We start from the raw sequence: 16,301 nt of genomic DNA on the forward strand, positions 1-16,301 counted from the left end.
TAACACGGAAAGTGAGGAGCATATTACGACGCAGCGATTAGCAATTGTGATCATTGTAGTTCTCAGGAATGACCTGTTGCGGACTGCCCGGCTTAAGGCAGAACGCTACGCATCAGCGGGCCGGCGCGATACGCGTTAATTTCAAAACCGACCCGACCGCCGGCTCCGTTGCATTGCGATTGTTCGTCGGATCAAGATAGGGCCGACAAGTCGCCATGTGTTTCCGCGACCGTCTTCGAGTGTGGTGAGTTATACGCCGGTTTCTAATGCGTTGCACGCTCGAGGGATACGAGCCTGATCGTCGCATAAATTGTCTGTGAATTGCCTGGTTTCGTTAGCCACTTCCTCGCTCCTGCGGCCACCTTCACCGGTACTTGGACTCGACGCTCGTCGCCGACCGAGATGTCCTCCATTGCGATCGTCAACCACGGCCATGTCTTATCTGAACCCATGTCGAATTCCATTGGATGCGTAAAGTCTGCTGATGGCAAATGCGATTCGAAGTCAGGTGAGTCGAACACGATATAGCGAAATTTTATCTTGTCCCCGACTTGCGGAAACATCTCACTAGCCGGCCGGCCGTTCTTCGTAAACTCGACGAACTCGTCGGTACCCGGTACGCGGGCGCGGACAATGTAGCCGTCCCGGGAGTATACCACGCGCGTCGACTGGGGAAGTGCGTCGGAAATCGCGCCGTAACCGTCTTTTTCGAAGACTATTTCACCGGCGTCAACCGGCACTTCAATTAGTTTGATTTGCTCCACGCCGCCGCAGCCACTCGTGTAGTATTTGAAGATACATTTGTCGTCCGCTCGGCTCACTACGGAGATTCGAACTTCTTTCAACCCCAAAAAATGCCCAGTGGCACCCAATTCTGCCGTTGCGGGATCAAATATTATCTTGTGATCCGAAATATTAAGACCTTGTGATCGAGTATTGTCTTCTTGTCCCCATGTCACCTGCGTGCAAGCACAGCAAAGTGCCAGGAAAATGCAGAAGCTGATGTTCCGAATGTCGCTTGTATCTACCAACATGAGACGTCTCCGCAGGGCCTAGTTGAGAAGCGACGATTCACAATTGAACCATGAGTTACTCGACGAACTTGTTTTTAACCCGGACGGGGTTTTTGGATAACGGCATTTTAGGAGTTATCCCTGACGGGGGTCAATTAAGTATCCCGGTTTCTGCCTTTTTATCCCGAAAGCGGGCAAATTTCGATAACCGTGTTTTGCTGTTATCCCGGAAATGGTCGTTTCCGGGATAACAGGAATTCCAATATATGCCCACTTGGCGGCTTTCGGGGATAACAGCGAATTCCCTGTTATTCCCGAAAGCAGTATCTGCATATAAATGTGTAGATTTGGCGATAGGAGAGCCGCAGGGGCGGCCTGTCTGGGCTCTGGTTTTCACCCGCTTTAGTGTGTCGGGATTGCCGCCGATGGGTCCCGATGGTGCTGAGGCCATGGAGCTTGGCGACTGACAGCTTGCTCGAACGACACCGTCTTTATGGTGGGTTTTAATGTAGCCATATTGGGATGCTCACTGATTTACTTTCGGGGCGGGACGCTTCGCAAACGAGAGTCGCTCCTTTGGGAGGGCTCTTGCTAGCCTTAAGATTGGCTCGCCGCCAATGCTATGGAATTTGTCCGAGATTGGGCTTTGCAATCAGCAAAGAGCAGTGAGTTAACAGGCAGAACAATTTTGGAAGTGATGGGTTGTCCGCGATTGACAGCTGGGCGGTCAGCTTATTATTCGCACCGGCACGATGCATGATTGTCGCCAAGTACCGCAGGCGCTGCCCTTGGCTGCGTTCAAAACCAAAATGAAACGCTTAATAACGTGCTTGCTTGCGCCAAGGTTGATCGCCTTGTCACCGACGTGTTTGGCGATCACGCCAAGCGGGCATCCGTCGAACCCGCATAACGTGCTGAGTTTGATTACCACGGAGTATCCCGCGTTTTTTTGTCGGAAGACAAGAAACATTAGGGTGTGGCTTGCCAAGTCGCGGTAACCGCTCCGTCGCTGGCTTTCCAAATTCACAGTTTGCCGTCATGGGTGCCAGCCGCAACGTTGCTACCATCTGGTGAGACGGCGGCGGCAGGGACCCAGTCTTCGCTGCCTGTGAATTCTCGCGCGATGGTGTTGTCGGCAAGGTTGACCTTCAGCAAAATTCAAAATCAAACACCTTGGCAGCTCTGTCACGAGTGGCGGATACCAACCGTTGAAGGAGGGCTTCGCCAGGGTCTGCTGGCTTTATTTTCGGTGTTCAGGCATGGCGTGGTCAATTCATTGCCCTGCTGTTTTCGACATGGGAGAGAGTCGAAATATGGGTGGCGAAAGATTCGCAAGTTCGATACGAGCAAACAACAGGATTGAGCAAGCAAAGGTGTAAGAGGCCTCTTCGAGGCAGTCAGTAATCCGACCACCAAAGAGCCTGCCCGCTTTGTTTTAAGTCGACTGATTATCAAGCACCATGTTGTCGCGATGGACGACGGCGTCATGGGGACAGGTACCGAGAATTTCGTGAATCGCTTCGCTGCCGAGGCCGCGGATCGAGCGGACTTGTTCGCTGGGATAATTGACCAGTCCACGCGCGATCTCGGCGCCGTCAATGGTGTGGATGCTGACCACGGCACCGCGACGAAACTTTCCTTTCACGGCTCGAATTCCCACCGCCAGCAAGCTGGCTCCCTGTTCCATGATGGCCTGCGCAGCCCCCGCGTCGACGATCAATTGCCCGTCCACTTTGGCCGACGAGCCAATCCAGCGGCGACGGCCTCGCAAACGACGCTCGGCGGGTAAAAACAGCGTGCCGATGGGGGCGGCTGAAAGCACATCGTTCAGCACATCGTCATAACGCCCCGGTGCGATCATGGCGAAGTGCCCGTGAGAAGTTGCTAGCCGAGCCGCTTTCAGTTTACTCAACATCCCTCCCTTGCTGACTCCGCTGGCCTTGTCCACTGCGAGCTCCAGCACGCTGCGGTCTACTTGGGGAACTGTCGGAATCACGCGACTGGTGGGAGCGGTCGGGTCGCCGTCATACAAACCATCCACGTCGGAGAGGATGACCAGCAGGGCGTCATTCAGCAGCCCAGCCACGGCGGCGGCCAAGCGATCATTGTCACCAAATGTCGTCTTCAACTCGGCCACAGCTACTGAATCATTTTCATTGATGATCGCAATCGCACCAAAATTGTGGATCTGCCGCAGCGCATTTCGCACATTCAAGTAACTGCTGCGCCGCCGCAGATCGCCGCTGGTCAATAACACTTGAGCCGCGTGCCGTCCCGAAGGTGCCAACGCCTGTTCATAAGCCTGGATTAAATGCGCCTGGCCGACCGCCGCAACCGCCTGCAGCCGAGAGACGAGCAGGGGTCGAGCCGGTAAATTCAGCTTGTCCACTCCGGCAGCGACCGCTCCACTGCTGACCAAGATCGTCTGCCGACCGCTGGCCGCCAACGCGCAGAGGCCCCCAGCCAACCGCTCAATCCGCTGGTAATCGAGCCGTCCTTGAGGGTCGGTCAACACGCGTGAGCCCACTTTGACGACGACGGCACTCGCCGTGTCGATTGCCTGAATACGATGATCGGTCAAAATATTTCGGTCCGCTTGGTTGAAAAGTGGGGTCAGTTTTGTGGAATAGACGGTTCGATTGAGTGGTTTGATCCCACCGCCCTGGAGCAATGCGTCTCGGTCAGTGGCAAGGTCCGCGTCTTGGTCAGCCGCTGGGGAAGCCGAGTTCCAGCAGCTAAGGTCTACCTAACAGTTGTCAAAGGCCTCGCCGCCCAGCAATCGGGCTCTGTCTTCAGTTTAGCCCTCGACCGGCAGGCTGCGGGGTGTAGACTGTTTTAGTAATCAGCCGATGAGTCGGCATTCTCGCAGGCGCCTTTAACCCCTTATCGGTTTTGTGAGTGAATTGAACCACGAATGTGGTGTTGCTGCTGTTTATCATCTTGCCCGATCTCCGGAGCACCCCAACACGCCCCCGCAAGGCGTGGATGAGGCCTCCCGGCTATTGCCGCGGATGTTGTTGGACATTCAGAACCGCGGCCAATTGGCTGCCGGGATGACCACCTATCGTCACGATCGCAATGAGATCCTCAAGACGTTTAAGGATGTCGGCACCGTCACGGAGGTCTTTCGGCTAAATCATCGGGCCAAAACGGAAAATATCATGAAGTCAATGGCCGGAAACGCCGCCATTGGCCATGTCCGTTACGCGACTTGCGGGAAAGACGACCGCAATTACGCTCAGCCCTTCGAGCGTGAACACATTAATAAGCGAAAGTGGTTTTCCTTTTGTTTTAACGGCCAATTAGCCAATTACTCGTTCTTGCGCGAACGTTTGCTAGCCGAGGGGGACCACCACCTAGCTCGGAACACTGATACCGAGATTATCCTCCACGAACTGGGACGATTGCTCAGCGAATTGCGTGACCAGCCGAACTGGATTGAATTGCTGTCGCGAGCCACGGCCGACTTTGACGGCGCCTATTCGTTGGCCCTGCTAACCGCTCAAGGGGAAATGATCGTCGCTCGCGATCCCCTCGGGATCAAACCGATGACGTACGTACACGATGGACCGCTGTTTGCCGCGGCTAGCGAAAGTGTGGCGTTACTAAATCTTGGTTTTGAGCCCGAGCAGATCAAATCCTTGCCCCCCGGCCACTTGATTCACGTGCATCCCGAGTCGGGCATCCAGATTGCCGAGTTTGCCAAATCAACCCGCTCGGCACATTGCTTTTTCGAGTGGGTGTACTTCGCCAACGTGGCCAGCACGCTCGATGACCGCAGTGTCTACCTCAGCCGCACCCGCCTCGGCGAAGAATTAGCGCAAGCCGAATTGGCTGACGGCCGTGTACCACTCGACCCCGAAAACACCATCGTGGTCCCTGTTCCCGACACCAGCAAAGCGGCCGCCGATGCGATGGCCTACGCGCTGAAGATCCCTAGCCGCGAGGGACTGATCCGCAACCGCTACGCGGGCCGCACCTTTATCGAAGGCAGTGGCTCACGAAAAGCGAAAGCGTCGACCAAGTACACGCCGCTGCGCGAAGTCTTGGAGGGCAAACGCGTGATTTTGGTGGAAGATTCGATCGTCCGCAGCACCACCATGGGCGTCCTGCTCGATCGCATCCGGGACTCGGGGGGAGCTGCCGAGATTCACGTCCGCGTGGCCTGCCCGCCCATCATCGCTCCCTGCTTTTACGGGATCGACATGAGCGACATCGACCAGTTGATCGCGCCTAAATTCTTCGAAAATGGCCGATTGACCGACGAGGACCAGCAGCGGTTGGCCAACCACCTGGGAGCTGATAGCTTGCGTTATCTTCCCGTCGAGGCGATCTCGCGAGCCATTAACAAGCCCGCTTCGGCCTTGTGCCAAGCCTGCGTGACGGGTAGCTATCCCACCCCCTGCGGCAACCAACTGTATCAATTGCAAGTTGAGCGGGTGTTGGAAAAGCAAGCCGCCGACCACACGGGAGAGCCGCCCGAAATCGACCCTAAACGAGCTTATGAGCTGACTTAGGCCCTCTTACTAGGTAGGACGGGTCTCCAGGCCCGTCTATCAGCACACTAAAACACGTCCGATAATTTTTCGACGTTCGCTTTCGTGCCACCTACCGCGAATGCCCTCAAAATGATGGATTCAGCAACCCGCCGGCGTAGCGGCTGACCTGGTAAGCTGTACCGGCAAGCGGCCTCGGTGATCAAGCTGGCCACATTATGATCCGATGAACAAGCCTGTGATCGTCTTTGTTTGGCGTCACGGGCGTTCCTCGTCTGCTGAGGGACCCCTGACAGGGTAGCCCCCCAGATCTGACGCGGGATCGTATGAATTGGCTGAAATCTTCGCGGGATGGTGGGCGTTTACGCCTGACCTGCTGCTGGGCGATTATCGCTTTCCTCGCCATTGGTGGGCAATTACCTGCCGCCAACGGAGAGACCCCCGGGGCGACGCTGCAGCGTGAAACCCCGATCGTGAAAGCCTACCGTCGGGTAGCCGCTTCGGTGGTCAACATCCACGGACAAAAGACCGTGCGGAACACCGCAGCCTCCTTTGCTGGCGCCGACAACAACGCGGTTCGCCAAGTCAACGGTATGGGCACCGGCATCGTAATCGACCCCCGCGGCTATTTGCTGACAAACTTTCACGTCGTGGAAGAAGTCAACGACATCCGCGTTACCTTGGCCGACGACCGCACGACGTCGGCAGAGGTGATCGCCAGCGACGCGAGGTTCGATCTCGCCGTGCTGAAGATTTCTCTCAATGAGTCGTTGCCAGTCGTTCCCCTGGGAACAAGCAGCGATCTAATGGTGGGCGAACGGGTGATTGCCATCGGCAACGCGTTTGGCTATGAGAACACCGTCACCGACGGCATCATCAGCGCGCTGCACCGCAACGTGCCAGTGAACGAAACACAAGATTATCGCGATTTGATCCAGACGAGTGCTGGAATCAATCCGGGGAATTCAGGTGGCCCGCTGTTAAACATATTGGGCGAAGTCATCGGCATCAACGTGGCTGTGCGAGTGGGTGCCAACTCAATCGCTTTTGCCATCCCCATCGATCAAGCGATCGAAGTTTCCCGCGATATCATCCGAACCTACAACGAAAGCCGGGTCTCTTTGGGGCTGGCCACGGCAGAAGACGTTACGGCGTTCGAAGGAGTCGTGGTCACGAAGCTGGAAGAAAACAGCCCCGCCATCTCCAGCGGTTTCAAGCCTGGCGATCGAATTACCAAAGTTGGTGATCGCGAAGTTCGTGGTGCACTCGATTACCAATTGGCTCTGCTGGAACTGCAACCGGGCCAGACAATCGGGATCGATGTTCGCCGCGGTTCGCAACGAACGGCGATGCAGGTTCAGGCCGTCGAGCCGATCATGTCCGAGGACCCTGTTCGCATGGCGGCGCGGGTCTGGAGTGCGATTGGGCTTCGCGCCGAGCCGCTGAACGCCGCCGCCATGCGTCAACTCAACAGCCGACTACCCAACGAACGACCTTACCGCGGCGGGCTACGGATCATCAGCGTACGTCCTGGCAGCCCCGCGGAAAGTCACGAGATTCGCCCCGGCGATGTGTTGCTCGGCCTGCACAAATGGCAAACAACGTCGATGATCGACCTCGATGCCATTCTGAGAAATCCTGAAATCAAACGTCTCGATCTGGCGAAATTCTATATCGTTCGCCGCAATCAAACGCTCGAAGGTCAATTGCGATTAGCCGGAAATCGGCCCGCCACAAACAGTCGCTAGTGCAAACAGTCGCTAGAGCAAACAGTCGCAAGACCTTTCGCGCATCGGAGCTCAGCCAGGTCGTTTCGGGGGCGGTATCATCTTAGCAGTGGTACCGTCCGACCCAGCCGAAACCACCTCGCAATGTGCTGGCGAAAATCGGCGGATAACCAGTGCGATTGAGTAACCAGCGATCTGGCATCGGGCACTAGAGAATGCGTTTCGGTGGCAGCAACAGGTTGGCGACCAACAACCCGCCAACCAGCGACCCGGCGGCCAGCACCATGGCAAAGGCCAACTCGACTCCGCGAATTGTTTCCGCTTCGAGCAACGCCGTTAAGGAACGATAGCCGAGCGACCCGGGGACCAAGATCAACAGCCCTGGTGTTTGCACCGCCATCGCCGGGCGGTTCTTCAGCCGTGCATACAAGTTACTGCCGCAGCCGACGAACAACGCGCCGCAGAACGAACCAACCGCCGGCGCAAAATTGGTGCTCAAGTACTGACTGGTCAAAAACCCGCCGATGCTGACCAGGAACACATAGGCCCATTGCCCCAGCGGCACGCGGAACAAGACCCCAAAAGCGGCCGGGGCCAGGGCTAAGGCAATCCACAGCCACCAACCAGGCCCGGGGGCGTGCACAAAGTAGGGCGGTTCCCCCGGCGCGTGCATGCCTTTGGGTATCACGTTCCAGGCCAACGCAACGCCCATTACCAAAGTGATCAAGCGCACCGAAGCCCCAGCCAACCGCGCACTGCCCGAGGAGAGGTGCCCGAGTGCCAATTCGGTAAGTGCGATCGTAAGCGCTAATCCGGGCACCGGTAAAATCAAAGCGGCCAGCGTGACCAACCGATCGTCGAGCGCCACGAACTGTTGCGCCATGATCAACGCCAAGACGGCGACCGAAAAGCCGGCAACCGGTTCGAGCAATCCCGATTCGCCCCCCAACGGACCGCTCAGCATCGTCATGCCGGCAATCACAAAACCCAGCAAAGCGGCCACGACGACTTCCGGAGCGCCGCCACCGAAAATTACCGCCACGGACCCGCAAGCAACTCCCGCCGCGACGGTCGTGATCGCTGGTGAGTAGACCGATTTTGCCGCCGCTGCCGCCTCCAACTGCTCCAGGGCCGTATCGATCGCCAACTCGCCAGCCGATAGCTGATCCAAAATCGCATCAAATGCCAACAGCTTGCTGACATCCACATCACCCGAATTGACCCGCCGCAGAATCGTCCGCTCGCGATTCCCCGATCGCAGCGAAAAGACCAACGAGGTGGGTGTGTAAAGTACCGTCGCGCCGACGCCCAAACGAACCGCGAGAATGTCGACTAACCGTTCCAGACGATAGGAGGGCGTACCGTATTGGTGCAGCAACTCTGCGGTGCGGACCAAAAACAATTGAGTTCTATCGAGAGGTTGATCCTCAGCATACGAACTGGATTCACGACGGCTGGATTCACGAGGGCTGGGTTGACGAGGGCTGGGTTGACGAGGGCTCACGGTGCGGCGGTAATCGCTTTCGAGTCAGCTCGGGCAACGGCGGCGCGCATTTTCTCAATTCCCGTGGTGGCCACCAAGTCCGCCGGTTGGGCCCAATATGTTTCGTTAAACAGCTCCAGCGATAGCACTCCCGCAAACCCGTTGCGATCAAGGTCGCCAAGGATCGCATCCAAAGGAGCAACACCATCACCCGGGTAAACGCGATCACTATCTTTGATTTCTGCGCGGGCCGGTTGCGACGGATAATCATTCATATGAAAGACATGAATCTTATTGGCCGCCAACATCGAAAGACCGGCAAACGATGAGCCACCTTTGTAAATGTGATAAACGTCGGGCAACACGCAAGCAGACGGATGTCCCGCCTCGGCCGCCACGTAGGCTAATTCTCCCAACCGGCTGAGCGTCCGCGAAAATCCCCACAACTCCAATTGTGGCACCACGCCCGTCTGATCCCCCAATTCCAACAGCGCTCGATAACGCTCGGCAATGACTGGTAGATCGGGCCCAGCCTCGGTGTGGGCGCCGATCGGCGGCGCGGCGATGCGTTTGCCACCGATCGCCGCCAGCATCTCCATATCGCGGCGCGCTTCCGCCAAACCATCCTGCCTCGCTTGTGAATCATCAACGATCCAACGAGCAAAGCCAATCGCACTCTCAACGCTCAACCCGGCATCGACAATCCGTTTGCCCAGTTCGGCTAACTGGCCCCCTTCCTCAATGTAACGACGCAAATCGCCAATCCACGGCTCAATCGCCTGATACCCGGCCCGTGAGCACAACTCCACTTGCTCGACAATCCCCAATTTTTGCCCCCGCACCGTGCTGGTGTTCAGGCAGTACTTTACCCGCTGACTCAGCGGCTGAAGGGCTGGCGATTGCTGATTCGCCACGGCAACCGACTGGCCGCAGCCGATGCTGACGGCGGAACCAACGGCTGCGGAAGCCAGCATCTGTCGACGAGTAATCGGCATCGGGGAGCTCTCGAAGGTTGTTAGTGTCCAGAAAGATCTAATAACTCGACTTTACGAAAGTGCACGGGATGACTTTCACTTTGTAAAGAAATGGTCCCCCCGGACAATTGTTTTTCGCCTCCGGCAAGACGAATCAACTCCGCTGCGTGCGAATCTCGCGGATCCAACTGGGGCTGATTATAAGCTAACACTTCCTGGCCTTCCATCAAGTGCCGAATAATTTCATTGCCACGAACTTCGACTTCGCATACCACCCAGTCATCACCATGGTAAGTTTTCGATTTGGAGCTGGTGCAATGCCGCATAATCAACTCACCATCCATGACGACATTGGTACCGGGGGTGCACAGATTGGCCGTGGTCCGCGCCGCTTTGCCGTTGCCGCCTAACAACTGGACCTCAATCGATGCCGGGAAGTCTTGATCGACCGACATCGTTTTGGGATCCTCACCGTGCAGCATCAAGCCGCTGTTGCGAAAAGCCCAACCCGGCCCACCCGAGCATTGCTCGCCGACAAACCGATACTCCACTCGCAATCGATAGTGCGTGTAGGGTGTCTTGTAAAAGATGTGCCCAAAGGTCTCATTGAATTTCTCATAACCTTCGTAGCCCACCTTCAACAGACCATCTTCAACGCGAAAGGTGTTATTGAAATTCTCACCCAGTTCGTGGTAGCGAATCTTGATGTTCCAGTCGTCGAGGTCGCGACCGTTGAATAACTGAATCCACTGTTCCGCCTCGCCGCCCTGCTCGGCGGCGGCCTGTTTGGTGGCAGCCTGCTCAGGGGCTTGAGGCTGTTCGGTCGCCGCGGCGGGGCAGCTGCACAGCAGGCTAGCAAAGCTGACCACGATCAAGCAGCAGACCAGCTGGCGGGCCCCATGCAAGTTGACGCTGGACCATTGGCCCGGCAAACGACCAGGGACGAGTGTCGCTGCCGAGTCGCCGGTGATTGATTTAGCGGACAGTAGCGTGGAGGATTGAAAAGTGGGCATTGGCATTGTTGGGATTGAAGGCTGGGGAAGTGTGCTGGGCACTTGACTGGGGCTCAGGAAAGCGTGACATTCGCTTTGTCGGTGAAGCTTTAGCACTCTACCATGATTCTTGCCATCAGCGTGGTCAATGTCTGACAGTCGTTTACTCGAGCCGACTTTTCTATTTCGCTTTCACGTGAACTTGCGGAAGCACTCGCTGCGTTGGGGCAAGACAGGCTTAAAGTTGCCCGAAGAGACCCGTCTGCCAGCTTTTACAGCCCTCGATGGGGGCCCTAATTTTGGTGACGTGCGGCTTGCTTGGAGCAGCAAAGGGTTAGGATTTTGGGTTCGCACTCAAGGCAAGAAAAAGCTTCCTTGGTGCAATCCCGACCGCGCTGCCGAGAGCGACGGGCTGCAACTCTACATCGATACGCGAGATTCCGGCGAGATCCACCGCGGCAATCGCTATTGCCACAAATTTGTGTTCTCACCGTTCGGTGGCGGTACCAAACGCGATCAGCCGATGGCTGGGCATTACGGCGTCCACCAAGCGCGTGAATCACCGCCGTTTGCCCCGGCCGAGTGCTTCAAAATTTACTCCGCTCCGCTGGCCGACGGCTATCTGCTCAGCGGCTTGATCCCCGCTCAAGCCTTGACGGGATACGATCCTGCTGAGTACCAGCAAGTCCGTTTCTGTTACTTTCTGACCGACAGCGAACTTGGCTGGCAAGTTTGCACCTCCCCCAACAGCTTTCCGGTAAGTGTCGACCCCACCATGTGGGTCAGAGCGACGCTAGTCGAGTAGTTCCAAAGCGGAGGGGTGATCCCGCTAACTTCGCTTGTTTGCCTATTCTCACCGATTTGGGCTGGAAAACGAGTTTTTGCGGTATCCCAAAGCGGACTGATCAATAAAATTGACCTAACCCGCCTTAAAGTGCCGATCTCGTACAATCATCAGGCACACTGGCTGATTGCATTTCTTAGACGCAGGGAACGATCTCGCAAATGTCCGCCTTACATCCGGGCTCCGATTCGTCGCAAAAAGCGATTGAACACGTCGATGGCATTACTGTACGCCTGGCCGGTGACTCCGGAGATGGCATGCAGCTGCTGGGCACTCAATTGACCAACACCAGCGCGCTGTTGGGCAACGACGTGGCCACTTTTCCTGACTTTCCGGCGGAGATTCGTGCTCCGCGAGGAACGCGTGCTGGGGTCAGTGGGTTTCAGGTCCAATTTGCCTCGCAGGAAATTTTTACCCCCGGCGATGTGCTCGATGCCCTGGTGGTCATGAACCCGGCTGCGTTAGTAACCAACATTGGCGATTTGCGTCCCGGCGGTTTGCTGATCGTCAACGAGGACGGTTTCAACGACAAAGAGTACAAGCTGGCGAAGACCGATGGGAATCCGCTGAACGATCTGCGGATCCGCGACAACTATCGTGTCACCGAAGTGTCGATGACGAAGTTGACTCGTGATGCGGTTGCCGAGCTGGGCTTGGGGGTCAAAGAGGCCGATCGCTGCAAAAACTTTTTTGCCATGGGTTTGGTTTACTGGTTGTTCGGCCGTTCGCTCGATCCGACGCTGCGGTTTATCGAGGCCAAGTTCGGCAAGAAACCGCAAGTGGTCGCGGCGAACATCAAAGCTTTGCGAGCCGGATGGGCCTTTGGCGAAACGACCGAAGCTTTCGGCAGCAGTTACCAAGTTGCCGCGGCACGTTTGGAGCCGGGAACTTATAAGAACATGATGGGCAACCAGGCGCTCGCTTGGGGCCTGCTGGCAGCCGCTCACCGCAGTGGCAAGGATTTGTTTTACGGGACTTACCCGATCACGCCGGCGAGCGACATTCTGCACGAGTTGACGAAGTATAAGAATTTTGGCGTCCGCACGTTCCAAGCCGAAGACGAGATTTCAGCAGTCGGTGCTACGATCGGCGCGGCTTTTGGTGGCGGCATGGCGGTAACGGCCAGCAGTGGTCCCGGGATCGCGCTGAAAGCCGAAGCGATGGGCCTGGGGGTAATGCTCGAGTTGCCAATGATTGTCATCGACGTGCAGCGTGGTGGTCCTAGCACGGGGTTACCGACGAAAACCGAACAAGCTGACTTGTTACAGGTGATGTTCGGCCGCAACGGCGAAGCGCCCGTTCCCGTGTTGGCCCCGCAAAGCCCGGGTGATTGCTTCAATATTGCTCAGGAAGCATGGGAAATTGCCGTCAGCGCCATGGTGCCGGTGGTGATACTCTCAGATGGTTACATCGCCAACGGTAGCGAGCCATGGAAGATTCCCGACGTTTCGCAAATGCCGCCGATTGAAATCAGTCACCCCGAAATGGCGACCGACAGCGACGAGCCATTTATGCCTTACGCGCGGGACGAAAATCTTGCCCGTCCCTGGGCGATTCCCGGCACTCCCGGACTCATGCACCGCGTGGGCGGGCTGGAGAAAGAGGATGGCACCGGCAACGTCAGTTACGACCCAGACAACCACCAGCACATGGTGCACACTCGCGAGCGAAAAGTCGATCTGATCGCTTCCCGCGTGCCGGCTCAAACAGTGATGGGGCCCGAGTCGGGCGATGTCTTAGTTGTCAGCTGGGGCGGGACCTACGGTGCCTGCCACACGGCCACGCGACGTTGCCAAGAGGCCGGGATGCAGATCGCGCACACTCATATTCGCTATCTCAATCCCTTGCCGGCGAACTTGGGCGAGTTGCTCGCGAACTATAAGATGGTCGTGGTTCCCGAGCTGAACACAGGGCAACTGCGAATGCTGCTCCGCTCCAAATACCTGGTCGATTGCATCGGTATCAATAAGATCAAAGGCAAACCGTTTGCGGTCAGCGAGCTAGTCGAACAACTGACTGACTTGGCCGCCACGCTGAAGCCCGCAGCCGAAGCCAGTGAAGCAAACGGCAAAGCCAGCAAAGGCGTCGTACAGAGCAAAGCGGGATAAGTATCAGATACCAAGTCGTTCACTTCGCCGAAAGTATAACCAAGTCGCCTTTCGCTCCGCCGAGAGTTTTGAAGGACAGATACTTTCGACGGAGCGAAAGGCGACTTAGCAAAATTCAAAAAAAGCAATTCGAGTCGATTATGAATCTACCAGTCCTCAAAGCTACTGATTTCGCCAGCGATCAGGACATTCGCTGGTGCCCTGGTTGTGGTGATTATTCGATCCTCGCGCAAATGAAGAAAGTGCTACCCGATCTGGGTGTGCCGCGTGAGAAAACCGTGTTCATCAGTGGCATCGGCTGCAGCAGCCGGTTCCCCTATTACATGAACACCTATGGGATGCACAGCATTCACGGTCGCGCACCCACTTTTGCGACGGGGCTAAAATCGACGCGTCCCGATCTCAGCGTCTGGGTGATCACGGGTGATGGCGATGCGTTGAGCATCGGAGGGAATCATTTCATCCACTGCTTGCGCCGCAACCTAGATATCAACATCATCCTGTTTAACAACCGGATTTATGGTTTAACGAAAGGGCAATACAGCCCCACGAGCAATGAAGGGCACGTCACCAAGAGCACGCCCATGGGCTCGATCGACCATCCCCTGAATCCGTTGAGCGTCGCTTTGGCTGCGGAAGCAACTTTCGTGGCCCGCTCGATCGATGCTCACGTCAAACACCTCGGCATGACGCTGCAGCGAGCGGCCGCTCACAAGGGAACTTCGCTGGTCGAAGTCTATCAGAACTGCAACGTCTTCAATGACAAAGCGATGGACTACGCCCAATCTCGCGATCTGCGGCCCGAGCACACCGTGGAGCTCGAGCACGGCAAACCCTTGATCTTCGGCAAAGATCGTGACAAGGGGATTCGGATGATTGGTGGCCGGCTGGAAATTGTGAAAACGTCCGAAGTGCCGGCTGACGATTTGCTGATCCACGACGAGACGAGCCACAACTCGACCCTGCATTACATGCTCAGCCGCATGCGATACCCCGAATTCCCCGAGCCGATCGGGGTGCTTCGCGCCGTGGAAGGGGTGGCCACTTACGACGAGCAGATCAACGACCAGGTCCGTGTGGCCCAGGAAACTCGGGGCCGCGGCGATCTGCAAAAACTGTTCAACAGCGGCGACACCTGGCAAGTTGCCTGACGGGACCAACGCTATTTTTAATGCGAAAGCGAAGATTGCGGTCGGAAATCTCTCCTCTAGTCGCTATTAGCAGTCATTTGATTTACCATGGGGAATTGGCCAATCGGGTCAATTCCCCTTTTTTATTCCCGCCGATTCCCATTCTGGAACCCCAGAGGACAGCGATGAAAAAAACGACTCCTCCCGCATCACGTCGTGACTTTATCAAGGCGACTTCGACGACGGCCGCGGCCGCCGCGATGGTCCCATACTTTGCTACCAGCAACCAAGCGTTTGCGAACCAGTCGAAGAACGACCGCCCGCTGATCGGTTGCATTGGGGTTGGCAGCATGGGCACCGGCGATGCTCGCGGGCATGCCAATTTCGGAGACGTCGTCGCCGTCTGTGACGTTGACTCGCGACGCGCCGAGGCTGCCAAGCAAGATGATAAGATCGGCAAGGGGAAAGCCGATGCTTACGGTGATTATCGACGCGTGCTGGAACGCGATGATATCGACGTGGTCAGCATCGTCACGCCCGATCATTGGCACGTCAAGATTGCCATCGAGGCGCTCGAAGCTGGCAAGCACGTCTTTTGCCAAAAACCTCTCACGCTGACGCTCGAAGAGGGCCAATTAATTCGCCGCGCTTGCGACAAGCACAAAGATAAAATCTTTTTCATCGGCACGCAGCAACGAAGTGACAAGGGACGCTTCTTGCGAGCCATCAACATGGTCCAACAGGGTCTGCTAGGTGACATTAAGAATATCACCGTGGGCATCAATGGCAGCCCCAAGGGTGGCCCCTATCCGATCGTCGATCCTCCGGCGGAACTCGATTGGGAGAGCTGGTTGGGCCAAGCCCCCGAAGTTCCCTATCGCGAGCGTCGTTGTCACTATGAGTTCCGCTGGTGGTATGAGTACTCGGGCGGCAAGTTCACCGACTGGGGCGCTCATCACGTCGACGTCGCCACGTGGGCAATTGGTGCTGACAAAATTGGCATGGGACCTCTCGAGATCGACGGTACCGATGCCCAACACCCAGTCCCTTTCAAAGATGGCTATCCGACCGTCGACGATAGCTATAACACCTCGCATGACTTTGCCGTCAAATGCCGTTACGAAAATGGTATTGAGATGAACGTCACCAGCCGAGGTGATAATGGTGTGATGTTTGAAGGAACCAAGGGGCGGATTTTCGTCAACCGCGGTCGCATCACCGGACAACCGATCGATGAGAACTGGGATAAGGATGTGTATGGTGATGAACAACTCACCGCACTCTACAAGGGCAAGCCTCACGAAGGCCACAAGAACAATTTCTATCGTTGCATTCGTGAAGGTGGTCTGCCGGTGTCTGATGTTTACAGCCACGTGCAAGCGATGAACACCTGCCATTTAACGGCAATCGCGGCCAGGTTGAATCGCGTACTGAAGTGGAACCCCGAAAAGGAAGAATTCCTCGGTGACGAGCAGGCTGCTGCGATGTTCGCTCGCACGCCGCGCGAAGGTTACGAAATTCTTCGCGTCTAAGG

13 protein-coding genes are annotated in these 16,301 nt (G+C 56.5%); 7 read left to right on the forward strand and 6 right to left on the reverse strand.

Annotated features, from left to right (window positions below; genetic code table 11):
• Window positions 1-263: 263 nt before the first annotated feature.
• The 3 genes from SH139x_RS28215 to proB all read right to left on the reverse strand — a co-directional run bounded on the left by SH139x_RS28215 (window position 264) and on the right by proB (window position 3,594).
• Window positions 264-1,034: an FKBP-type peptidyl-prolyl cis-trans isomerase gene (locus SH139x_RS28215; RefSeq protein WP_488353053.1), complete on the reverse strand. Its 771-nt coding sequence runs from the start codon at window positions 1,032-1,034 to the stop codon at window positions 264-266.
• 1,002 nt (window positions 1,035-2,036) lie between these two features.
• Window positions 2,037-2,168, reverse strand: coding sequence for a hypothetical protein (locus tag SH139x_RS28220; RefSeq protein WP_488353054.1), 132 nt, complete (start codon window positions 2,166-2,168; stop codon window positions 2,037-2,039).
• 280 nt (window positions 2,169-2,448) lie between these two features.
• Complete coding sequence (proB, locus tag SH139x_RS28225; protein WP_488353055.1) at window positions 2,449-3,594, reverse strand: glutamate 5-kinase; 1,146 nt, start codon at window positions 3,592-3,594, stop codon at window positions 2,449-2,451.
• Between proB and SH139x_RS28230 the strand changes: the two genes are divergently transcribed.
• The 3 genes from SH139x_RS28230 (at window position 3,583) to SH139x_RS28240 (ending at window position 7,257) form a co-directional block, all read left to right on the forward strand.
• Window positions 3,583-3,852: a hypothetical protein gene (locus SH139x_RS28230; RefSeq protein ID WP_488353056.1), complete on the forward strand. Its 270-nt coding sequence runs from the start codon at window positions 3,583-3,585 to the stop codon at window positions 3,850-3,852. The two genes, proB and SH139x_RS28230, sit on opposite strands and share 12 nt — an antisense overlap.
• Before the next feature lie 55 nt (window positions 3,853-3,907).
• Entirely contained in the window at window positions 3,908-5,530 is a 1,623-nt protein-coding gene (locus tag SH139x_RS28235) for an amidophosphoribosyltransferase (RefSeq protein WP_488353057.1), read from the forward strand.
• A gap of 305 nt (window positions 5,531-5,835) precedes the next feature.
• Window positions 5,836-7,257 (forward strand): trypsin-like peptidase domain-containing protein, encoded by a 1,422-nt coding sequence (locus SH139x_RS28240; RefSeq protein ID WP_488353058.1) that lies wholly within the window; start codon window positions 5,836-5,838, stop codon window positions 7,255-7,257.
• Window positions 7,258-7,444: 187 nt separating this feature from the next.
• Here the strand turns inward: SH139x_RS28240 and SH139x_RS28245 are convergent, their stop codons facing one another.
• From SH139x_RS28245 to SH139x_RS28255, 3 genes are read right to left on the reverse strand one after another with little or no spacing between them, the layout of a single operon-like run.
• Entirely contained in the window at window positions 7,445-8,740 is a 1,296-nt protein-coding gene (locus SH139x_RS28245) for a threonine/serine exporter family protein (protein WP_488353059.1), read from the reverse strand.
• The gene (locus SH139x_RS28250; RefSeq protein WP_488353060.1) at window positions 8,737-9,714 is read right to left on the reverse strand and encodes a sugar phosphate isomerase/epimerase family protein; all 978 of its coding nucleotides are present in this window, start codon (window positions 9,712-9,714) and stop codon (window positions 8,737-8,739) included. The genes SH139x_RS28245 and SH139x_RS28250 overlap by 4 nt, the downstream gene beginning before the upstream one ends.
• Window positions 9,715-9,734: 20 nt before the next feature.
• Entirely contained in the window at window positions 9,735-10,712 is a 978-nt protein-coding gene (locus SH139x_RS28255) for a 3-keto-disaccharide hydrolase (protein ID WP_488353061.1), read from the reverse strand.
• 121 nt (window positions 10,713-10,833) lie between these two features.
• On the opposite strand from SH139x_RS28255, the gene SH139x_RS28260 reads away from it, so the two are divergent.
• From SH139x_RS28260 to SH139x_RS28275, 4 genes are all read left to right on the forward strand, one after another.
• Window positions 10,834-11,490 carry a DOMON domain-containing protein gene (locus tag SH139x_RS28260; RefSeq protein WP_488353062.1) on the forward strand — a complete coding sequence of 219 codons (657 nt, stop codon included), beginning with the start codon at window positions 10,834-10,836 and terminating at the stop codon, window positions 11,488-11,490.
• Between the two features lie 200 nt (window positions 11,491-11,690).
• Window positions 11,691-13,637: a 2-oxoacid:acceptor oxidoreductase subunit alpha gene (locus tag SH139x_RS28265; protein ID WP_488353063.1), complete on the forward strand. Its 1,947-nt coding sequence runs from the start codon at window positions 11,691-11,693 to the stop codon at window positions 13,635-13,637.
• A 140-nt stretch (window positions 13,638-13,777) separates the two neighbouring features.
• Window positions 13,778-14,788, forward strand: coding sequence for a 2-oxoacid:ferredoxin oxidoreductase subunit beta (locus SH139x_RS28270; protein ID WP_488353064.1), 1,011 nt, complete (start codon window positions 13,778-13,780; stop codon window positions 14,786-14,788).
• Between the two features lie 164 nt (window positions 14,789-14,952).
• Window positions 14,953-16,299 (forward strand): Gfo/Idh/MocA family protein, encoded by a 1,347-nt coding sequence (locus SH139x_RS28275; RefSeq protein WP_488353065.1) that lies wholly within the window; start codon window positions 14,953-14,955, stop codon window positions 16,297-16,299.
• The last annotated feature ends 2 nt before the right edge of the window (window positions 16,300-16,301 follow it).

The sequence above is a fragment of the Kothea flammea genome, from assembly GCF_052161645.1.
Lineage (GTDB): Bacteria > Planctomycetota > Planctomycetia > Pirellulales > Pirellulaceae > Laterigemmans.

What these genes read in the sequence shown, in the direction of transcription:
- SH139x_RS28275 (WP_488353065.1), top strand. Translation starts at nt 14,953, where the DNA reads ATGAAAAAAACGACTCCTCCCGCATCACGTCGTGACTTTATCAAGGCG.
- SH139x_RS28230 (WP_488353056.1), top strand. Translation starts at nt 3,583, where the DNA reads ATGATCGGTCAAAATATTTCGGTCCGCTTGGTTGAAAAGTGGGGTCAG.
- SH139x_RS28255 (WP_488353061.1), bottom strand. Translation starts at nt 10,712, where the DNA reads ATGCCAATGCCCACTTTTCAATCCTCCACGCTACTGTCCGCTAAATCA.
- SH139x_RS28270 (WP_488353064.1), top strand. Translation starts at nt 13,778, where the DNA reads ATGAATCTACCAGTCCTCAAAGCTACTGATTTCGCCAGCGATCAGGAC.
- SH139x_RS28260 (WP_488353062.1), top strand. Translation starts at nt 10,834, where the DNA reads ATGTCTGACAGTCGTTTACTCGAGCCGACTTTTCTATTTCGCTTTCAC.
- SH139x_RS28265 (WP_488353063.1), top strand. Translation starts at nt 11,691, where the DNA reads ATGTCCGCCTTACATCCGGGCTCCGATTCGTCGCAAAAAGCGATTGAA.
- SH139x_RS28215 (WP_488353053.1), bottom strand. Translation starts at nt 1,034, where the DNA reads ATGTTGGTAGATACAAGCGACATTCGGAACATCAGCTTCTGCATTTTC.
- SH139x_RS28250 (WP_488353060.1), bottom strand. Translation starts at nt 9,714, where the DNA reads ATGCCGATTACTCGTCGACAGATGCTGGCTTCCGCAGCCGTTGGTTCC.
- SH139x_RS28240 (WP_488353058.1), top strand. Translation starts at nt 5,836, where the DNA reads ATGAATTGGCTGAAATCTTCGCGGGATGGTGGGCGTTTACGCCTGACC.